Consider the following 21,572-nt stretch of genomic DNA (forward strand, 5'->3'; position numbering starts at 1 on the left):
AGGAAGCAGGCACACATGTTCGAACGAATCATCCGCTTCGCCGTCGAGCAACGATGGCTGGTGCTGCTCGCCGTGCTGGGCATGGCGGGCATCGGGATCTTCAGCTACCAGAAGCTGCCGATCGACGCGGTCCCGGACATCACCAACGTCCAGGTCCAGATCAACACGGCCGCGCCGGGCTATTCGCCGCTGGAGACAGAGCAGCGCGTCACCTTCCCGATCGAGACGGCGATGGCCGGCCTGCCTGGCCTCCAGGAGACGCGCTCGCTGTCCCGCTACGGGCTGTCGCAGGTCACGGTGATCTTCCGCGACGGCACCGATCTCTACTTCGCGCGCCAGCTGGTGAACGAGCGCCTGCAGACGGCGGCCGGCGAGATGCCCGACGGCATCCATCCCGCGGTGGGGCCGATCTCCACCGGCCTGGGCGAGATCTACCTGTGGACCGTCGAGGCCCGTGAGGGCGCCAGGAAGCCGGGCGGATCGCCCTACACCCCGACGGACCTGCGCGAGATCCAGGACTGGATCATCAAGCCGCAGCTGCGCAACGTGCCGGGCGTGACCGAGATCAACTCGATCGGCGGTTTCGCCAAGCAGTACCAGATCGCGCCCAGCCCGGAGAAGCTCTCGGCCTACGGCCTGTCGATGGCCGACGTGGTCAAGGCGCTCGAGCGCAACAACGCCAACGTCGGCGCCGGCTACATCGAGCGGCGAGGGGAGCAGTACCTGATCCGCGCGCCCGGCCAGGCGCGCAGCCTGGACGACCTGCGCAACGTCATCCTGACGAGCAGCGGCAGCACGCCCGTGCGGGTGCGCGACGTGGCCGAGGTCGACATCGGCCGGGAGTTGCGCACCGGCGCGGCCACCGACAACGGCCGCGAGGTCGTGCTGGGCACGGTCTTCATGCTGATCGGCGAGAACAGCCGCATCGTCTCGCAAGCCGTGGCCGAGCGGATGGTGCAGATCAACAAGACGCTGCCCGAGGGCGTGGAGGCCGTGACCGTCTACGACCGCACGGTGCTGGTCGACAAGGCGATCGCCACGGTCAAGAAGAACCTGCTGGAGGGGGCGGTGCTGGTGATCGCGGTGCTGTTCCTCTTCCTCGGCAACCTGCGTGCCGCGATCATCACCGCGCTGGTGATTCCGCTGTCGATGCTGTTCACCTTCACCGGCATGGTGAGCCAGAAGGTCAGCGCCAACCTGATGAGCCTGGGCGCGCTGGACTTCGGCATCATCATCGACGGCGCGGTGGTGATCGTCGAGAACTGCGTGCGAAGGCTGGCCCATGCGCAGGCCCACCACGGGCGGCCGCTGACGCGCGGCGAGCGCTTCCACGAGGTCTTCGCCGCCTCGCAGGAGGCGCGGCGGGCGCTGCTCTTCGGGCAGTTGATCATCATGATCGTCTACCTGCCGATCTTTGCGCTCACGGGCGTGGAGGGAAAGATGTTCCACCCGATGGCGCTCACCGTCGTGATCGCGCTGCTCGGCGCGATGATCCTGTCGGTCACCTTCATCCCCGCGGCCGTCGCGCTGTTCATCGGCCACCGCGTCTCGGAGAAGGAGAACCGGTTGATGTCGTGGGCGCGGCGCGCCTACGAGCCGCTGCTGGCGCGTGCGCTGGGCGCGAAGGCGGTGGTCGTCACCGCCGCGGTGGCGGCTGTGCTGCTGTCCGGCCTGCTGGCGACACGGCTGGGCAGCGAGTTCATCCCCAGCCTCAACGAAGGCGACTTCGCGATCCAGGCGCTGCGCATTCCGGGCACCAGCCTGAGCCAGTCGGTGCAGATGCAGCAGCAGCTCGAGCAGACGCTGAAGCGCAAGTTCCCCGAAATCGAGCGGGTCTTCGCCCGCACCGGCACCGCGGAGATCGCATCGGACCCGATGCCGCCCAACATCTCGGACGGCTACATCATGCTCAAGCCGATGGACCAGTGGCCCGAGCCCAGGCGCACCCGCGAGCAACTGCTCGCGGCGGTGCAGGAGGAGGTGAACGCCATTCCCGGCAGCAACTACGAGTTCTCGCAGCCGATCCAGCTTCGCTTCAACGAACTGATCTCCGGCGTGCGCAGCGACGTGGCGGTCAAGGTCTTCGGCGACGACATGGAGGTGCTGGACAGGACCGCCGGGCAGATCGAGAAGGTGCTGGGCGCCATCGCCGGCGCGCAGGAAGTGAAGGTCGAGCAGACCACGGGGCTGCCCATGCTCACCATCGAGATCGACCGGGAGAAGGCGGTCCGCTACGGCCTGAACATCGCCGACATCCAGGACACCGTCGCCACCGCGGTGGGCGGGCGCGAGGCGGGCACGCTGTTCGAGGGCGATCGGCGCTTCGACATCGTGGTGCGCCTGCCCGAAGCCCTGCGTGGCGACATCGAGGCCATCCGCCGCCTGCCCATCGCGCTGCCGGTGGGGAACGGGGCAGGGCGCGTCAGCTTCATCCCGCTCGCCGAGGTCGCCAACCTGTCGCTCGCGCCCGGTCCGAACCAGGTCAGCCGCGAGAACGGCAAGCGGCGCATCGTGGTCAGCGCGAACGTGCGCGGGCGCGACCTCGGCTCCTTCGTGAGCGAGGCGTCGGCGGCCATCGAGGCGCAGGTCCGGATCCCGGCCGGCTACTGGACCACCTGGGGCGGCCAGTTCGAGAACCTGCAGTCGGCGACGCAGCGCCTGCAGATCGTGGTGCCGGTGTCGCTGCTGCTGGTCTTCACGCTGCTGTTCGCGATGTTCGGCAACCTCAAGGACGGACTGCTGGTGTTCACCGGCATCCCGTTCGCGCTGACCGGGGGGATCCTCGCGCTGTGGCTGCGCGGGATCCCACTGTCGATCACGGCCGCGGTGGGCTTCATCGCACTGTCGGGCGTCGCGGTGCTCAACGGGCTGGTGATGATTTCCTTCATCCGCAACCTGCGCGAGTCCGGCCGCCCCCTGGACGCCGCGATCCACGAGGGCGCGGTCACGCGCCTGCGGCCGGTGCTGATGACGGCCCTGGTCGCGTCGCTCGGCTTCGTGCCGATGGCGATCGCGACGGGCACCGGCGCGGAGGTGCAGCGGCCGCTCGCCACGGTGGTGATCGGCGGCATTCTTTCCTCCACCGCGCTCACGCTGCTGGTGCTGCCGGTGCTCTACCGGCTGGCGCACGGGCGCGACGAGGAGGAGGCCTACAGCCGCGCGACGTCCAGCACGGCCGCTGCGAAGGCGGCAGGCGCTTCCTGAGGCAGGTTGTGGCCGATGCCGCCGCTGAGGTTGCGGTGCTCGTAACGGCCCGAGAACTTGCTCGCGTAGGCCCTCGGTTCCGGATGCGGCGCGCCGTTGGCATCGCCTTCCAGGGTGATGGTCGGCACGCCGATGACCGGCGCCTGGGCGAGGCGCGCCTCGAGTTCGCGGTACTTCGCTTCGCCTTCCGCCAGGCCCAGGCGCCAGCGGTAGTTGTGCACCACGATGCGCACGTGGTCCGGGTTGTCGAAGGCCGCGGCGCTGCGCTCGAAGGTGGCGTCATCGAAGGCCCATTTCGGCGATGCGGTCTGCCAGATCAGCCTGGCGAACGCCTTGCGGTTCTTCTCATAGCCCAGCCGCCCCCGTTCTGTCGCGAAGTAGTACTGGTACCACCACTGCAACTCGGCCTCCGGCGACAGCGGCACCTGGCCGATCTGCTGGCTGCCGATCAGGTAGCCGCTGACGGAGACCAGCGCCTTCACGCGCTCGGGCCACAGCGCCGCCATGATGCAGGCAGTGCGGGCGCCCCAGTCACAGCCCGCAATGGTCGCCTTCTGGATCTTCAGCGCGTCCATCAGGGCAAGGATGTCGACGGCGACCACGCTCTGCTGGCCATTGCGCGGGGTCGTGTCGGAAAGGAAGCGGGTTCCGCCGTAGCCGCGCAGGTGCGGCACGATCACCCGGTGGCCGGCCGCCGCCAGCAGCGGGGCGACGTCGACATAGGTATGGATGTCATAGGGCCAGCCATGCAGCAGGATCACCGGGGCGCCATCGGCGGGGCCGAGTTCGGCGTATTCGATGTCGAGCACGCCGGCGTGGATGTTCTTCAGCGGTGTGAGGCGCCTCGGCGGCGCTGCCGGCGCCGCGCTCTGGGCCAGCGCCGTCGTGGCGGTGAACTGGGCGGCCATGGCGCCGAAGGCTGCGGCGCCCAGGAACGAGCGACGGGGCAAAGCGTGTTTGTTTGACATGTTGGGGTCCTTGCGAGGTGGAGGGGGCCCGTTCGGGCTCTGGCGGAATGAATTGTTGTGGCGACGCGTGCCCCGGCGGCGCACCTTCGTATGCCTCTGTATCCGGGGCAGCTTTCGCCACAGTAAATTTCACGGCCCTTGGCCGGGCCGGCGCGCTGGCAGCGGGTCCGCCTGCGATGGGCTCAGGCCGTTTCCTTGCGTCCCGCGAAATAGGCATCCAGGCGCGTGCGCTCCTGCTCGAAGGCCGACATGCCGGCGAGCACCGTCTTCCAATCGCCGGTGCGGCTGGCGCGATCGATGCGCTCGCACGCGGCGGCGAACGCGAGCGCGCCGACCATCTTGCTGGCGCCCGCCATGCGATGGGCAAAGCGGGTGACCTGGGGCACGTCGTCATCGGCCACGGCCTGCCGCAGCCCGGCCGAGTCGTCCTCGCAGGTCAGGCGGAAGGCGGCGAGCACCTGGCTCACCATCGACGCATCGCCGGCGCAATTGGTGGAGAGAAGCGCCTGGTCGATCGGGCACGCGGAAGAAGTGGGGTCCGTATCCGAGAACGCCGAAACGGCAGGCGGGGAGGGCGCCTGCGGAAGCGGCAGCCATCGATCGAGCTTGTCGGTCAGCTGCGCCAGCTCCACCGGCTTGACCAGGAAGTCGTCCATGCCGGCGGCGAAGCAGGCCTCGGCCTCTCCCTGCAGCGCGTTGGCGGTGCAGGCGATGATCGGTACGCGCTCGGCACCCGCGTCGGATTCCAGCCCGCGGATGCTGCGCGCCAACTCGTAGCCGTCCATGTGGGGCATGTGGCAGTCGGTGATGATCAGCCCGAAGCGGCCCGACTTCCATGCCGTCAGGCCTTGCACGCCGTCGTCCGCGGTCTCGGCGGCATAGCCCAGCGTGCGCACCTGGCGCAGCAGCAGCATGCGGTTGACGGGGTGGTCGTCCACCAGCAGCACCAGCGTTCCCTCCGCCTCGGCCTGCGCGGTGTCGGGCGCCGTGCGGCGCATGGCCGTGTGCGGAAGAGGGCGCGCGCCATCGGGGCCGCCGGCCGGAAGGGGCTCGGCGATGGGCAACGGCAATTCCAGGGTGATGGTCGTGCCCTTGCCCGGCTCGCTGTCCATGCGGATCGAGCCGCCCATCATCTGTGCCAGCTGCCGCGAGATGACCAGCCCCAGCCCGGTGCCGCCGGGCCGCCGCCGCGCCTCGTCGTCCTCCGCCTGGCTGAAGGGCTGGAACAGGCGCTGCTGGTCCTCGGGCGAGATGCCGATGCCGGTGTCCTTGACCTCGAAGCGCAGGCGCTCCACGCCGTCCGAACGGCCCAGCCACTGGACGTTGAGGTCGATCCACCCCTCGGAGGTGAACTTGATCGCGTTGCTGACGAAGTTGTTGAGGATCTGGCGCAGGCGCACCGGGTCGACCCGCAGCGCCGGACTGACGCGCGGGTCCACCATCCGCCGCACGATCAGGCCCTTGCTGCTGGCATTGCCCAGATAGATGCTTTGAACCTCCTCGATGACGCGCTTGATCGAGACGACCTCGGGGCGGACCTCCAGCTTGCCGGCCTCGATCTTCGAGAAATCGAGGATGTCGTCGATGATGCGCAGCAGCGACCGGCTCGATTCGCGCACCAGCCCGAGCGTCTCGCGCTGCTCGGCATCCAGCTCGGTCAGGCCCAGGAGCTCCAGCATGCCCAGCATGCCGTGCATGGGTGTCCTGATCTCGTGGCTCATGGTGGCCAGGAAGGTGCCCTTGGCGCGGTTGGCGGCCTCCACCTCGGCGCTGCGCTGCGCGAGGGCGGCATTCAGGCGCTCGATCTCGCGCTCCTTCTTCTTTCTTTCCGTCACGTCTTCCGACATGGTCAGCACGTAGCGCGGCTGGCCGGTCTCGTCGAGGATCGGGATTTTCTTCGCGTGGAGGACGCGCACGCTGCCGTCGCGGGTGTGCAGGTTCTCCTCGGGAATGTCCACTTCGCGGCCCAGCGCGAGCGCCTCCCTGTCCTTGGCCGTGAAGAAGTCGGCCTCTTCCCGGGAGCTGACGAACTCGTAGGCCGTCTTGCCCAGCAGCTCCTGCTGGCTGCGTCCTGTCAGCTCTTCCATGCTGCGGTTGACGCGGAGGATCTTCAGGTCCTTGGCGTCCTTGACGATGACCTGGTAGGGGATGTGATGGATGATCGAGTTGAGGAACGCGTTGGCCGTTTCCAGTTCAGCGGTTCGCAGGTGGACGCGCGCCTCGAGATCGGCGTTCAAGGTGCGCAGGTCTTCTTCCACCTGGCGCAGGGCCGCCATGTGCTGGCGTTCGGCGATCGCCCGCCGGACCGAGTAGCCCAGCCGGTGCAGGCGCAGCTTGATCACGTAGTCCGTGGCGCCGGCCTCCATGCACTGCACCCCTTCCTCCTCGCGCAGCAGATCGGTGGAAATCACGATCAACAGGATGCCCGGATGCTGCTGCAGCACCTCCTGCACCAGCGCCATGCCGCCGACTTCGTAGTCGCACAGCACCAGGTCGAAGGCTTGCCGCTGCAGGGCGTCGACGAAGTCCTCCCGGGTCTGCACCCAGGCGATGTCGCAGGCCAGGTCCTCGGCCTGCAGCCCGGCCCCGATGCGCTGCGCATCGGCCGGGTCGTCCTCGAGGTGCAGCACGCGGATGGATGTCGTCATGTGGGCCCGTCCCGCTCGCTGCGCAGCGACTCGACGACGTCCCTGAACTCCTCGCGGTTGCGCTCGCTCAGCGCGGAGAGGGCCTCGTGCGCCTTCAGGATCCGCTTCTGCACCGCGGCCTGGCCACCGGCGGCGTCCAGCGCGTAGAGCTCCGGCGCGGCGGGCCCGTCCTCGCGCACCGCGGTCAGCACCTGCTGCATGCTCAACTCCTCGAACATGGCGCGGATGGCCGGCGGCACGTCGGCGAGCGTCACGCCGCCCCGGGCGACCAGTTCGTGCACGGTGCCGAGGCAGGTGCTGTCCATGTACTCGCAGCCGGAGAGGTCCAGCACGAGGGACCGCCCGCCGTCCAGCACGGCCAGCGCCGCTTCGTGGAAGGCGTCGCAATGCATCCAGCTGGCCCGGCCGCGCAGCGCCAGCCAGGCGACATGGTCGGCCTCGCCGAAGAACACCACCTCGCCCTCGGGCCGCGGCGCGACGGATGCGGCAGCCGCGGGAAGCTCGGCACCGTTGTCGAACCAGGAGGCGCCCGCGTGCGCGTCGATCAGCAGGATGGTGCAGTCGTCCCGGTCCGCGCCCGCCGGCGCGGCGCCGTGCAGCTGCGCCATGACCTCCTGCGCGCTGGCCAGCGGCTTGGCGAGCACGTCCTGCAGCAGCTCCAGCTCGCGCTCGGACCCGGAGGGCAGGAGCCCATCGGTGTAGAGCAGGATCCGGTCGCCCGCCAGGAGCTGGAAGCGCTCCTGCCCGAAGTGCGCATCCGGCGCCAGCCCGAGCGCGGGACCGGTGCGGCGGACCAGGCGCGTTTCCCGACCGTCGCGCGCGTGCAGCACGGGCGGATGGCCAGCCGATGCGAGCGTGAGGCTGGCGTCCGACGTGTCCAGCAGGCCGAAGACGGCTGTCAGGAACAGTCCCGGCGCGGCATGCGCCTCGCAGATCGAGCGGTTCACCGCGGCCAGCACCTCCGCCGGCGGCAGCGCGAAGCCGGTCGCCGGGTCCATCAGCACGAGCCGCTGCTTGAACAGCACCGAGAGCATGGCCGAGGTCACGCCGTGGCCGGTGGCGTCGGCCAGGTAGAAGGCGAGGTGCTGCTCGCCCAGCCGGATCACGTCGTAGAGGTCGCCACCCACGTGCTGCCCCGGCCGGTAGACCGCCTGGATGCAATAGCCTTCCATGGGCGGCGGGCTGCGAGGGAGCAGGGCGCGCTGGATCACCTCCGCCCGCTCCAGGTCGCGGCGCAGCAACTCGGAGGTCTCCTCGAGTTCGCGAACCTTGTGCTGCAGCGCCAGGTGCAGCCGCTGGCGTTCGGCCAGAAGCTGGCGCCGCTCGAGCGCGTTGCGCACGGCGACGCTCATCTCTTCCTTGCGCGGCGACTTGGGCAGGAAGTCGAAGGCGCCGAGCCGGATCGCGGCGACGGCAGAGTCGAAGGTCTCGAGGCCGGACAGCACGATCCACATGGCTTCGGGCACGGCCTGGCGTCCCCAGCGCAGGAGTTCGAGGCCGTCCATGCGCGGCATCATGATGTCCGTCAGCACCAGCGCGACTTCGGGATGCTCACGCAGGACGTGTTGCGCCGCGATGCCGTCGGCAGCCTCCAGCACTGGCGCGCAGCCGAGGCTTTGCAGCGTCAGCTTCACCATCAGGCGGGTCACCGGCTCGTCGTCCACCACCAGCGCGACGGGAGTGACAGGGTCGAGGTTCATGGCATCGGCAGGGAGCGCCTGCGCCTTGTGGGGAGGAAATTCTCCGGGCCGGCGGGCGCGATGGCAAGCCGGGGATGACACCGTGGCGAAGGGCAGGGCGACGATTCCGCCTCGGGGCCGCCGCAGTCGCATGCGGGCGTCACCGAGTGCTACGCGCCGCGTGAAAGTCCGGCGCTTCTGCGCAGGCCCTCGGCGACGCTGCGGGGGACCGGCACCGCCATGTCCAGCAGCATCTGGCCCATGCCCTTGCCCAGCGGATCCATGCGCATGGAGGAGGGGCCTCCGCCGCCGAGCGCCTCGTGCAGCAGCAGGTTCATCGAGGCCGTGCCGGGAAGGTAGAAGCGTTCCACCTTTCCATGGACCAGGTGCTGGAAGTACGCGCGCACGCCTTCGGGCGTGACCCGGGTCCACAGCAGGGGGAGCCACTCGGGCCGACGCGCGACCAGGCCGATGTTCGACAGGTTGCCCTTGTCGCCGCTGCGGGCCCAGGCCAGGTCGACGAGCCGCACCTCTTCCTGCGCCTCCTCGGGTTCGACATACAGCGGTGGGAGAAGGGCTGGGCTCGCTTCCGGCACGTGGCCTTCACCAACCGCAATGTCGACCGCATGGCGTTCCCCATCGAGGACGAAGGACACCGGCACCGCAATCTTGTCCAGCAGAAAGGCAAAGGGCTTGATCAGGGGAGAGACGGCCGGCCGCCCGCCACCCGGGCCGGTCGTGCCGGGGGCCCACGAGGTGCCCGAGGGGGCGATCTCGCGCGCGAACATGGCAAGGGCCGCCTTCTGCGGGTGGTTGGCCACCACGCGCAGCATGACCTCGCGCACGGACTGCGTGTGCGCGTGCGGGCCGTACAGCGACTCGGCCCCGATGACCTCGATGTACGTCGACGTGAAGGGCGGCTCGCCGCTCCCCTTCAGGATCTCGCTGGTGCGCTCGATGATGGCCTCGGCCGTCCGTTGCGCCTTCTTCACGGCATCGATGCCCACGATCACCATGCTGCCGGCGCAGCGGAAGCCGTCCAGCTGGGTGGCGGATACCTTGTAGGTGGGCGTCGGAGGCCGGCCCCTGGCGCCGCTGACGCGCACGCGATCGGGACCTTCCTGCTCGATGGTCACCGCCCGGAAATCGCAGCTGACGTCGGGCAGCAGGTAGGCGCCCGGGTCGCCGATCTCGTAGAGCATCTGCTCCGCGACTGCGGCCCGGATCACCTTGCCGCCCGTGCCGGGCGGCTTGGTCACCACGAAGTTGCCATCCGCATGGCACTCGATCACGGGGTAGCCGATGTGGGCCCAATCGGGGATGTCCTCCCAATCGGTGTGCAATCCGCCGGTGGCCTGGCAGCCGCATTCGATGATGTGGCCGGCGAGGCTGCCCGAGGCCAGGAGGTCATGGTCGCCTGCTTGCCAGCCGAACTCGTGCATCAAGGCCCCCAGCGTCACGGCGCTGTCGACGCAGCGGCCGGTGATGACCACCTCGGCGCCGGCGGCCAGGGCGGCGGCGATGGGCTGGGCGCCCAGGTAGGCGTTGGCGCTCAGCACGGTGTCGGGCAGCGGCTCGTCGGTGAACATGTCGGTGATACCGCGATCGCGCAGGCCGGGCATCTGCGCGGCGACGTCGTCGCCTTCGACGACCGCGACGCGCAGCTCGATGCCTTGGGCCTGTGCCAGCGCGCGCAGCGCATCGGCACAGCCCTCGGGGTGGATGCCGCCGGCGTTGCTGATGACCTTGATGCCGCGCCGCTTCACCTCGGGGAGGACGGATTTCATGGCGATGTCGACGAAGTCGGTCGCATAGCCCATCTCCGGTTTTTTGGCGCGTGCCGAGGCCAGGATGGCCATCGTGGTCTCGGCCAGGTAGTCGAAGACCAGGTAGTCGATGTTTCCGTGCGCCACCAGCTGCGGCGCGGCCACCATGCTGTCTCCCCAGAAGCCGGAGGCGCCCCCGATCCGGACGATTTTGCTGGCGAGAGGGGCCTTGCTCATGGGTGTGTGATCCCTGTGCTGGATGACGTGTGCGAGCCTATCGTTCGAGGGGGCCGATGGCTTGTGTCAACTCGCTGCCGCGTGCATTCGGGCAGCCACTTCGCGCAAGCCTCCCATGGGGACGATGACCTAGGCTGCGGACGCCATGACCGCATCCACCCAGGCCACGCCCTTCCACAAGATCCTGATCGCCAACCGGGGCGAGATCGCGCTGCGCGTGATCCGCAGCGCGCGCCAACTCGGCTACCGGACCGTGGCGGTGTATTCCACCGCCGACGCCGGTGCGCGCCATGTCCTGGAGGCTGACCAGGCGGTGTGCATCGGGGACCCGCTGCCGGCTCAGTCCTACCTGCGCATTCCGGCGGTCATCGAGGCGGCCAGGCGCACGGCGGCCGACGCGGTGCATCCCGGCTACGGCTTCCTGGCGGAGAACGAGGACTTCGCGCGCGCCTGCAAGGAGGCCGGCCTGGTCTTCATCGGGCCCTCTGCCGAAGCCATCGCCGCGATGGGGCACAAGGCGGGGGCCAAGACGCTGATGCAACAGGCCGGCGTGCCCTGCATTCCCGGCTATCAGGGCGAGGACCAGACGCCGGAGCGGCTGGCGGAAGAGGCCGGGCGCATCGGCTTTCCCGTGATGATCAAGGCCACGGCCGGTGGGGGCGGGCGCGGCATGCGGCTGGTGAGTTCGGCCAGCGAGTTTCCCGGGCTGTTGCGCAGTGCGCGCTCCGAGGCGCAGAGCGCCTTCGGGGATCCGGAGGTGATCCTGGAGCGGGCCCTCATCGAGCCGCGGCACATCGAGATCCAGGTCTTCGCCGATCGGTACGGCCATGCCATCCACCTGGGGGAGCGGGACTGTTCCGTGCAGCGACGCCACCAGAAGGTGATCGAGGAGGCACCCAGCCCGGCCGTCTCGCCCGAGCTGCGTGCACGCATGGGCGCCACCGCGGTGGCCGCGGTCCGGGCGATCGGCTACGAAGGTGCCGGCACGCTGGAATTCCTGCTCGATCGGGAGGGCAACTTCTATTTCATGGAGATGAACACGCGACTTCAGGTCGAGCATCCGGTCACCGAGGCGATCACGGGATTGGACCTGGTGGAACTGCAACTGCGCGTGGCCGCAGGCGAGCGGCTTGCGATCAACCAGGAGGACGTCCGGTTCTCGGGCCATGCGATCGAGGTGCGCCTGTGCGCCGAGGATCCGGACCAGGGCTTCATGCCTCAAAGCGGGACCATGGCGCTCTGGCAGATGCCCGCAAGGCTGCGCGTAGAGGACGCGTTGCGCTCCGGCGCCGAAGTGCTGCCTTTCTATGATTCCATGGTGGCCAAGATCATTGCCCATGGCGCCAGCCGCGATGAGGCCCGTCGCAAACTGATGTCGGGGCTGGACGATGCCGTGGCATTGGGGGTGACGACCAACCAGAGCTTCCTGCGCCGCTGCCTGGGCCATCCGGTCTTTGCGGCCGGTGGCGCCACGACGGCCTTCATCAGTCAGCACCTGGACCCGCTTCTTGCCAAGGATCCCGAGGCGCAGGCACGCGCAGCCGCCGTGGCGGCGGTGCTGTTGTACGAGACGGCCGACCCGCATCGGCAGCGATCGCGAGGGCGCGATCCGGGAAACAGGCTGCCGGTTTCCCTGCGCTTCGAGCTGGCGGGCCAGGCCTGGCGGGTGGACCTCACGGTCCACAGACACCGCTTCGTAGCGCGGGCCGGCGATCGGACGGTCGTCGTGGAGATGGCCCAACTCGGAGACAGCCACGCCCGTTTCGTCTGCGACGGCGTGTTCGAGCACGCTGACCTGCATCGCGACGGCGCGGTCCTGTTGCTGCAGTACCGTGGCCAATCCCTGCGCATCGACGACAGGACACTCGCCGCCTCGACCCGGGCGGGCGAGGCCGGTGGCGACGGCAAGCTGCGCGCGTCGATGAACGGCCGCGTGGTCGCCGTGCTGGCCGAGCCGGGACAACAGGTCCAGGCCGGCCAGCCCATCCTCACGCTGGAAGCCATGAAGATGGAGCACGTCCATGCGGCGCCGGTCAGCGGCACCTTGACGGCCTTGCACGTGCGGATCGGCGAGCAGGTCGGCGCCAGCCGCGTCGTTGCGGAGATCGACGTATCGGCGCCGGCACCGCTTGCCGGCTGACGCCATGACGTCAGGGGAGACCTTCGATCAGGGATCGGAGATCAGCAGGCCCAGCCCAGGCCTCCTGTAAGAACAACTTAGCCTCACTGACGTGCCACCTTACAAATCAAGGGCTTACGAACGTTGCGGAGCCTCGGTCAGGGCAGATGGGTTGAGGTGGACTGCAAAAAACAACCTCCGCAACCTGACGGGTTCAACAGAGCGCTAAAACGCGCAGAAGCACTTTAGACGAGAGCATGCGTCCAGCTTGCACACCTGCACCACCGCTAGGCCAAGGCGATGCTATGAGCGGTCGATGAGCGACGTTTGGGCGCTGCCTTGTCCTTGTGGACCGGGGATGCTCCGCTCGGATGAACGGCTTCAAACAGCCAGTCCTTGAACTTCTAGACCTTCTCCACGTGGCGTTTGTTGGTTCGCTGGGGTCTGCTGCCGGGCAAACGCCGACGGTTATTGCATCGCTCCAGTTTCTCCTCCCGATTGATGAGCCTCAACTGGAGCGTGCGCGGCACACCCCCTAGAGTGGCGCCAACAAACTGCTAAAAGTAGTTGCCACATTGTGAGGTCAAGTGCGATTCATAGTCCTTCCAGCGCTCGTCTTGGTTTGCCAGGTCGCCACAGCGGAAACTGTTCAGGTCAAGTACCACGGCACCGTTTCACTCGATGCCTTCGCATGCGTGGACGTCAAGGAAAACAGCGACGTGTCGCGCATTTGCTATGACAAAGCAGAGCGTTACATGGTCATCCGCCTCAAGGCGACCTACTACCACTACTGCGAAATCGATACCGGGATAGTGCAAGGACTCCAAAGCGCAAGCTCGAAGCGGCAATTCTTCGAGACCCGCATTCGTGGCAACGGTGTGGATGGACCATTCGACTGCAGGAGGCAGCCCATTCCAAAGAAGTATCGGCTGTAGCTTCCGCCATTGGGCCAAACCCCTCTCTACCCGATGACGCCGTGCGCCGCCGCCCACTCGAGTTGCTCCGTTACCCGCTCCTCGTTCACCGCGTCGTCCATCTCCCGGTGTGGTTTAGTTTTCAGGCGACCACAAGGGAAACCTGCATAGCTTGGCCGCGTATCACAACGTAACATCGCCGGACAGGGTTATCGCGCCTGGGGCAACGCAGTACGGAGGGGTTGGTGTCAGAGGAAAGTATTTATTCGGAGGAGGACTCCAGTCAATTGGTTGGCGAAGTCTTCAGCGGCAGGCTCGGCATTGGTGAGGCGCTGACCAAACTTCGCACGCGCCTGCTGGACCTCACCATGAGGAACCGGCTCCTCAACTTCCGGCCGTCCAAGGCTCGCAACTTCCAGTTCACGAACGACCCCGACCTCGACCTTCTCTACGAGCGGCTCGATGAAGGGAAGGTCATTCCTATCTCGCACATTCCGGACCCGCCGCATGCGCGCTATGAGGACGGCAGGAAGCCTGATGTGAGGGTATATGCACGGGAGTGCAGTATTGGCACGTCTATCGACCTGGGCAAGCCGGCGCAGGCGCGGCGACATTCGGACCTGCAGGTCATCGCATACCCGTCGGACCTGGAGCGTAGCGCTCGAAAAATAAGCACCGAGGCACGCACGGTGGTCGAAGAGACCGGCACGAACATGCTGTACCTCGTGTTCGGCTTCCTCGAGTACTACGACAGTGATGACTCCGAGCAGGCGGTGCATGCGCCGGTGCTCTCGATGCCAGTGACGCTCACAAAGGGCGACCTCGACCCTGACACCCGAACCTATCGGTACAACCTGGCCTACTCAGGCGACGACATTGCCGAGAACATCACCCTGCGCGAGAAGCTACGACAGCAGTTTCGGCTCGAGATGCCGGAGCTCGAGGAAGACGACACTCCTGAGACCTACCTTCAGAAAATTAAGACTGCGGTATCCAAGCGCCGGCGCTGGACTGTCCGACGCCAGCTCACTCTGGCTTTCCTGTCCTTTGGCAAGCTGGTCATCTGGGCGGACTTGGACCCGGAGCGTGTGCCAGCGCTGCTGAAAAGCCCGCTGCTGGCCGACATTTTCAAGGGGGGGGCTACACCGGGGGACGGTGGCTTTCATGCCGAGGACTACTCGATTGACACGCACCAGCGTGCGGACCTACCCCTTATCTACGACGCTGACTCTTCGCAGCACAGCGCCCTCATCGATGTCCTTGACGGCAAGAGCCTTGTCATCAACGGCCCGCCTGGCACCGGCAAGTCGCAGACCATCACCAACATCGTGGCCACGGCGATGGCCGAGGGCAAGAAGATTCTCTTCGTGTCCGAGAAGATGGCGGCGCTGAACGTCGTCAAGCAACGCCTGGAGAACGTGGGCTTGGGCGACTTCTGCCTGGAACTTCACAGCAACAAGACACAGAAGAAGCAGCTGCTAGAGAGCATCGAGCGGCGCATCAACAAGCGCTTCTCGAGCCCCTCTGCCTATGAACGGCAGCTGGAGGTGCTGCGCGAGCGCAAGGCGACGCTGAACGCCTATGCGCAGCTTTTGGGCAGCAAGGTTGCCAACAAGCTGGACATGACCGTTCACGAGGTCCTCTGGGCCGTCGAGCGGCGACGCCACGACCTGGGGTCTGGAGTTCAGGAGTTCGCCGGACTGGTGTTCGACAGTGCCGCCGCCTGGACTCCTGAGGTCCTGGACCGCTGGCGTCAGGTCTTCAGCGCCATCCAGAGCTCTATCCAAGACATGGGTGCGGCGCCTGACAAATGTGCGTGGCGAGGCTTCTCCCCTAAGCTGCTCCTGCCAGGAGACGAGGAGCCGGTGCTGCGGACAGCGCAAGCGGCGCTTGAGCACGCTACTGACTTGGCGGCACACGCGCATGACTTCGAGGAAGCGCTGGGCCTCGCTGAAATAACCATCGAGCAGCTACGGCAGGCCGCAGGCGAGCAAGCGACGCTGCAAGCAGTTCCTCCCGGGCTGGACGGGGAGATGCTTGAGCAACTTTTTGGGGGCGATGTATCACGTCTGGACGCGGTCCTAAGATGCGTCAGCGCGGTTCGCCAGGCGCTTCACGAGGCGGCGCACGCCCGCGCGAACGCCGAGCGAACCTTGGTCGACATGTCCCGTCCGGACGCCCTGGCCCTTGTGCGCAGTGACGTCCAGCGCTGTACCGTCTTCTCGGATGCGGGTCGGAAACTTGCACTCCGCGAGCTCTCGCACAGGTCACAAAGCCTCTCGCAACACTTGGCCGTCTTGCGCGCGCAGCTTCCGGGCGATGCACGTGTCCCGGAGCAGCCGGACGCAGTCGCGGAGCGTCTGCGGGAACACAATGCCACCCCTGCACTCGCATTCGCGCTCGAACTCGCGGGTGCACAGTTGGCTGCTCGAGCCCGAGAAGCTCTGGCTGGCGTACGAGAGAAGGACCAGGCGCTCACGCAGCTCGACGCTACGCTTCGCAAGAGTGCTGTCAGTTTTGGTGGCTCCGTCGGGGAATTGCGCAAGATTCTGGACGGCACCAGCATCCCTGAGCTTCAACCTCAGGTAACTGTAGACGGCGTCGTCATTGACACGCTGAGCCTGTATGCATCTCAGGGGTTTGGTGAATGGACTGCGGAGCGCTTTGATGCAGTGGTGCGCGAAGGACAGGCCACAGTCATTGAAGCCAAGGCAGCGGCCGCAGAGCTCACGTCCTTCTTCGGTCGCCTGAGCCTACCGGTTGAGCAGAGCGCGACCTGGTTCCAATCATTGGAAGCTCTCATCGCGGTCTGCGAGCAAGCGCCCGCTGAGCTTCTAGGAATGCGAGGTGCCGGGCTGGAGCGGGCTGATTTCGTTGAGATTGCCAAGCGCGCCGAGGAGCGTCATCACGCCCTCGCTGCGCAGGAACAGCGGGTCAGCTCCAGCTTCTACCTGGACACCTTGCCAGCGGAGACACAGCTGCGTGAGCACCTCGCCGTGGCGCGCCGCGGTGACAGCTTCTTCAACTTCCTTCGCCCCGATTGGCGCCGCGCGAAAGCTGCCTTTCGTGGCTGCTACCGCGGCCAAGAGAAGTTCTCGGCCTCCACGATGGCAGAGAACCTTGCAGCCGTGGCCTCGTGGCGGGAAGCCAGCGTAGCCTACGAATCGGATTCGCAGCTAGCCGGGACACTGGGCGTGCTGTTCGAAGGTCGAAAGACAGACTACTCACGCGTGCGGCGCTTGAGCAGCTGGCTCGCTATCGCGGGCCAGGCGCTTGCCGGAAGTGATTTCGCGTTCACCGTCAAGGCGCTCACGTTGCCGCAGGAGCAGATTGCCGCTATCAAGGCGGCTGCAGGCAAGCTGCGCCAAGCTGCCGTGCACGCGCAGGCGCTCGGCAAGCTCATCTCGCAGTTGCCTGGCTTGGACCAGGCAGTTGCCATCGGGCGCAAGTGGGACCTGGCATACGCCCCCGTCGAAAAGCACTTGGAGCACCTGCACGAAGGAAGCCAGAAGCTTCGCCAGGTTGTTCGCTCGACGGTCACCGTCAACCGCGCAATCGCATTGGCGCAATTGCGGATGAATCTGCAGACGCATCGGTCGCTGGTGGAGGACCTCATTTCCGCGCCGCAGTTCCTGGCCAACCTTGCAGGGACGCTGGGCTTGCCGGCTCAGACACTCGCGTACGAGCACTTGCCTGGAGGCATCGAGGCCATCGCTAAGCGCGCCGAGATTGTCGAAGCGTTAGCCGGCTGCGTGCAGCAGGTTGGTCCGCACCTGACACCCAATCAGTCACTGGCCGTGCTGGAAGATGTACAGCGCCTGGCGAAGGAGGCCGCGTGGCTGCGCAGCCAAAGCGGTGGGCGCCAGCTGCAGGAGTACCTGGACGCGTTCGAAGATGACGGCGGAGCTGCGGATGACGTTCTGTCTTTCGTGCATGGGAGAGTGAACGTCGCCGAATCTTTGGACAACGGGATGGCGGCACTCGTGAAGCTGAACGAGTGCGAGTCAATTCTGGACGCAATCGGTGCACGAGAGGACGTCAGAGCTCTTGTCGGAAGCTACTTCCGTCGCCTTGAGACGCCAGCTGATGGTCTCCAGGTCTGTGTGGAGTGGGCACAGGCTGTGCAGAAGGCTTCCCAAGCACTTCCGGCGGGCGCGAACACAGCGCTGCTCCAGGCGGATGCAAAGGGCTGTGCTACGCATGCTGCACGTGCGCTTGCGAGTGCGACAGAGTCCTACCGAGCCTACGAAGAGCAAATCAGCTTCCTCGTGAGCTTCGGCACCTTGGATTGGGCTGCATGGGGCGGGATGCCTCGGCCGCAGGATGCCGTCGACCGGCTTCAAGTGGCGCTCGCCGGCGCTGGGCAGCTTGTTCCCTGGTCGAAGTACCTCTCCGGCAAGGAGGATTGCGTCGGGGCCGGCCTGGACAAGGCTCTGGTGCCCTTCGAAGCCGCAGCGCTGTCGGACGAGCTTGTCGTCACCGCATTCGAGTACGTGTTCTTCCGCTCCCTCGCGCGTGCCATCCTGTCTCGACACCGTGAGCTGGGTCGATTCACTGGCACCAGCCACGAGAACCTTCGAAGCGAGTTTGCAGAGCTCGACAAGGAACTGATTCGATTGAACGGCCTCCTGCACGCAGCCAAGATTGACCGCTCCAAGCGCGTACCTTCGGGCGTTGCGTCTGGGCGCGCCGGAGATTTGACGGAGATGTCGCTTCTCACACGGGAAATTAGCAAGCAGAAGCGCCATATCCCGATTCGCCAGTTGCTCAAAAGAGCGGGCAAATCGTTGCAGCAGCTCAAGCCCTGCTTCATGATGGGCCCACTCTCGGTCGCCCAGTACCTGGAGCAAGGTCATCTGCAGTTCGACCTGGTGGTGATGGACGAAGCGTCCCAGCTGCGGCCCGAAGACGCCCTAGGTGCCATCGCTCGCGGGAAACAATTGGTGGTCGTGGGTGACCCGAAGCAGCTGCCCCCGACGAACTTCTTCGACCGCCTGATGGAGGACGACGACGATGAGAGCGAACAAGCGTCTGCAGTGGTCGAGGGCGTCGAGAGCATCCTGGGCGTCTGTGAGCACCTGTACCGGCCAGTGCGCACGCTGCGCTGGCACTACCGGTCTCAGCATGAGTCGCTGATTGCGTTCTCCAACTCTCAGTTCTATGAGGGCCGGCTGGTGGTCTTCCCCGCGCCGGTCAAACGAAACAGCAGCCTCGGCGTGAACTATCGCTTCGTTAAGAATGGCGTGTACGTCGACAGGCGCAACCATCCCGAGGCCGAACGAGTCGTGGATGCGGTACTCGAGCACATGAAGCAGCGTCCGACCGAGTCGCTGGGTGTCGTCACGCTGAACCAGACGCAACGAGAGCTCATTGATGACATCTTTGAGAGGCGCTCCAAAGGCAATCAGGCGGTCGCCGAGTTCCTCGATTTCCATAAGAAGGCTGGCTGGGAGTTCTTCGTCAAGAATCTAGAAAACGTGCAAGGCGACGAGCGCGACGTCATCTATATCTCAACGACGTTCGGTCGGCCGCCAGGTACGAACGTGGTGCGAAGGAACTTCGGTCCCATCAACCGGCCGGATGGATGGAGGCGCTTGAATGTGTTGTTTACGCGAGCGCGCCGACGCTTGGAGCTCTTCACATCGCTGCGTTCTTCGGACGTCATGTCCCCAGACGAGCGAGTCTCACTCGGGCGCAAGGCATTGCACGACTACCTTGTCTATGCCAAGACTGGACTCCTGCCTGCGGTCGCGGGCCAGCGAACGGGCAGGGACCCGGACAGCGACTTCGAAATCGCCGTTGCGCGGGCGTTGGAGCAGGCGGGATTCGAGGTGGAGCCCCAGGTCGGCGTCGCCGGCTACTTCATTGACATTGGGGTGAAGCACGCCTCGCGCCCAGGTGAGTACCTGGCCGCAGTTGAGTGCGATGGTGCGACGTATCACAGCAGCTTGTCTGCGCGGGATAGAGACCGCATTCGCCAGCAGATTCTGGAGTCACTAGGCTGGAAGGGGCGCGTCATCCGCGTCTGGTCAACGGACTGGTTCGCTGACCCTCATGGGCAGATTCGGCGTTTGACTGAGTTCCTTCACGACCGACTCGCGCAAACATCTCCTTTCCCCTATGTCGAGCAGGTGAGCGTTGAAGAAGAAGACGACGCATCTCCTGTGTATCGAGCTGACCAGCCAAGTGACGTCGCGCCAATCAAAGTCCGTCAGCCAGAACAAGCCACGAGCGCGGAACTCGAGCTGTTGGTTGAAGTCGGCGACCTCGTGACTTATGCGGTCCACACCCCCTCTGGGGAAGAACAACTCACGGTCCAAATTGTGGACACGGTAAGCAATCCGCGAATGAATCTAGTAAACGAATCAAGTCCGCTTGCTCAAGCCTTGATTGGACTTTTCTCCGGTGACGAGAGCCAGTTGGTCGTGCAAGGACATGCGCCTAAGAAGATTAAGGTCGTCTCAATTAGGCGGCCGGGCTTCGGAGGCGCGTTTGTTCAGTAAGTCGCCGAAACAAAAAGAGCCAAGCGCCTTTGCTCTCTACAGATTTCCCCGCCTTGCGGCTAATTGTTCCACATTGATAGGGGAAGCAGACAATGGCCACGCCGCGTGAAATGGCGGAGTTCTTCCGCGACGAGGCTCTCGCAGAGCTTCAGGAGCGGCTGAAGATTGGGGACGGATTGCTGGACGTCATCGACTTGGTCGAAAACCAGCACTCGGCCGTTATGGCCTGGATGCTCGACCCTCGTGAGGGGCATGGTCAAGGCGACTCCATCCTGAGGGACTTCCTGACCCACATCACCGACCAGGCAGCCAGTCGCTGGACGAAAGGCCTGTCGACCAGAAGGGAGGTATCACAGGGGTTCGCTCGGAACTGGAGCGTGCAGCGCCTTCAGACCGTGAGCCTCGGAGCAGCCTTCGCAGTAACCGAATTTTCTTCGGAGATAGGCAACCGGCTGGACCTCCTCATCATCGACCCGGAGAACCGTTACCTCATTGCGGTCGAGAACAAGATTGCCCGGTTCAAGGCCGACCAGCTCGAGCGCTATCGCAAGTACGTCGTGCAGCTTCAGAAGAAGACGCCGGCCCTTCGCAATCTCAAGCTCGCACTCGTGGCCCTCGCCAAGGACTTCGACCCGGACGACGAGAATGACTTCACTGCCGCCTTGCGAAAGGAGATGGCTCACTGGGTGCCATGCAGCTATGACTGGCTCAAAGCGGGCGCTAGGCGCGCTGAGCTGCACATCGAGCGAGGCAACGCCGCCGCCCGCCTGGTACAGGACTATTGCCAGCGCCAAACGGGCTGGCAAAGTCATAACGACGTCGAATGCGCCAAGCTCGTTGGGGCCCTCTGGAACAAGCATCCGGCAGCAGCAGGTGACATCGCTTCGATGGGTCGCAAGCCCCAGAAGAGCTGGGTCGTGGGCGGGAAAGGGGCCGAGACCGCTGGCAAGGCGGCCCAGCTTTTTGCGGCCCAGAACCGTGCCGTCGTAGAAGCGCTCATCGAAGGGCGCGGCCTGAATTCAGTGCGCCGGCAGCTCGAGCAAAAAAGCGACCAGTTCCGGTTCGAGCTGGTGAACTATGGCCGAACGTGGATTGACGTCATGCCCCGCGGCGCCTTGCCGTTCTATGACCCCAAGACGTCTGACTACTACCCGGTTTTTCTCAACGCCTATCGAGTCGACGAGACGAACTCTCGCGTGCGGCTTCTGTTCCGCCCGTACTCTGTGGTCGGAAAGCACACCAAGGAAAATGTTCGCGAGGTCCTTACCGGATACCGAAAGGATTTTGGCAAGATGAAGGACTACAACCGCCGAATCGTCTTGGAGGAGAGGGTCAGCAATGATGACCTCGCTGCCGTGATGTCAAGATACGAGGAGGAGCTCACCAAGAGATTTGGGGACGAGCTCAAACTCAATGGCAACTAGCGAAGAACAGAACGTAGAAGTAGTGAGTCCTGATGCAGTGGATTCAAGAGACCAGGCCAATGCGTTTGCCCGGTCCGTACTCGGGGTCATCGCGGGTGGGGAGTGGAAGA

The 21,572-nt window shown here is 65.6% G+C and carries 9 protein-coding genes; 5 read left to right on the forward strand and 4 right to left on the reverse strand.

Annotated features, from left to right (window positions below; all coding sequences use genetic code 11):
* The first annotated feature begins 15 nt into the window (after positions 1-15).
* Complete coding sequence (locus tag A8M77_RS08565) at positions 16-3,204, forward strand: CusA/CzcA family heavy metal efflux RND transporter (RefSeq protein WP_086921130.1); 3,189 nt, start codon at positions 16-18, stop codon at positions 3,202-3,204.
* On the opposite strand, the gene A8M77_RS08570 is transcribed toward A8M77_RS08565, so the two are convergent.
* From A8M77_RS08570 to A8M77_RS08585, 4 genes are all read right to left on the reverse strand, one after another.
* Positions 3,150-4,172, reverse strand: a complete 1,023-nt coding sequence (locus tag A8M77_RS08570) for an alpha/beta fold hydrolase (protein WP_086921131.1) — start codon at positions 4,170-4,172, stop codon at positions 3,150-3,152. The genes A8M77_RS08565 and A8M77_RS08570 overlap by 55 nt on opposite strands.
* 182 nt (positions 4,173-4,354) lie before the next feature.
* On the reverse strand, positions 4,355-6,820 hold the full coding sequence (locus tag A8M77_RS08575; protein WP_086921132.1) for a response regulator: 2,466 nt from the start codon (positions 6,818-6,820) through the stop codon (positions 4,355-4,357).
* Positions 6,817-8,520, reverse strand: a complete 1,704-nt coding sequence (locus A8M77_RS08580) for a SpoIIE family protein phosphatase (protein WP_158100893.1) — start codon at positions 8,518-8,520, stop codon at positions 6,817-6,819. The genes A8M77_RS08575 and A8M77_RS08580 overlap by 4 nt, the downstream gene beginning before the upstream one ends.
* Positions 8,521-8,669: 149 nt before the next feature.
* Positions 8,670-10,502, reverse strand: coding sequence for an acyclic terpene utilization AtuA family protein (locus A8M77_RS08585; RefSeq protein WP_086921134.1), 1,833 nt, complete (start codon positions 10,500-10,502; stop codon positions 8,670-8,672).
* 145 nt (positions 10,503-10,647) lie between these two features.
* Between A8M77_RS08585 and A8M77_RS08590 the strand changes: the two genes are divergently transcribed.
* From A8M77_RS08590 to A8M77_RS08605, 4 genes are all read left to right on the forward strand, one after another.
* A complete protein-coding gene (locus A8M77_RS08590) occupies positions 10,648-12,642 on the forward strand; it encodes an acetyl/propionyl/methylcrotonyl-CoA carboxylase subunit alpha (protein ID WP_086921135.1) in 1,995 nt (664 codons plus the stop codon).
* Positions 12,643-13,208: 566 nt separating this feature from the next.
* On the forward strand, positions 13,209-13,556 hold the full coding sequence (locus A8M77_RS08595; RefSeq protein WP_086921136.1) for a KTSC domain-containing protein: 348 nt from the start codon (positions 13,209-13,211) through the stop codon (positions 13,554-13,556).
* A 224-nt stretch (positions 13,557-13,780) separates the two neighbouring features.
* Positions 13,781-20,038, forward strand: a complete 6,258-nt coding sequence (locus tag A8M77_RS08600; protein ID WP_143694565.1) for a DUF4011 domain-containing protein — start codon at positions 13,781-13,783, stop codon at positions 20,036-20,038.
* Positions 20,039-20,130: 92 nt separating this feature from the next.
* Complete coding sequence (locus tag A8M77_RS08605; RefSeq protein WP_086921138.1) at positions 20,131-21,462, forward strand: PDDEXK-like family protein; 1,332 nt, start codon at positions 20,131-20,133, stop codon at positions 21,460-21,462.
* Positions 21,463-21,572: the final 110 nt, after the last annotated feature.

It is taken from the genome of Variovorax sp. JS1663, assembly GCF_002157355.1.
Taxonomy (GTDB): domain Bacteria; phylum Pseudomonadota; class Gammaproteobacteria; order Burkholderiales; family Burkholderiaceae_C; genus Variovorax.

Excerpts from the sequence above, each read along its gene's own strand:
- A8M77_RS08605 (WP_086921138.1), top strand. The coding sequence starts at position 20,131 with ATGGCCACGCCGCGTGAAATGGCGGAGTTCTTCCGCGACGAGGCTCTC.
- A8M77_RS08570 (WP_086921131.1), bottom strand. The coding sequence starts at position 4,172 with ATGTCAAACAAACACGCTTTGCCCCGTCGCTCGTTCCTGGGCGCCGCA.
- A8M77_RS08580 (WP_158100893.1), bottom strand. The coding sequence starts at position 8,520 with ATGAACCTCGACCCTGTCACTCCCGTCGCGCTGGTGGTGGACGACGAG.
- A8M77_RS08565 (WP_086921130.1), top strand. The coding sequence starts at position 16 with ATGTTCGAACGAATCATCCGCTTCGCCGTCGAGCAACGATGGCTGGTG.
- A8M77_RS08575 (WP_086921132.1), bottom strand. The coding sequence starts at position 6,820 with ATGACGACATCCATCCGCGTGCTGCACCTCGAGGACGACCCGGCCGAT.
- A8M77_RS08585 (WP_086921134.1), bottom strand. The coding sequence starts at position 10,502 with ATGAGCAAGGCCCCTCTCGCCAGCAAAATCGTCCGGATCGGGGGCGCC.
- A8M77_RS08590 (WP_086921135.1), top strand. The coding sequence starts at position 10,648 with ATGACCGCATCCACCCAGGCCACGCCCTTCCACAAGATCCTGATCGCC.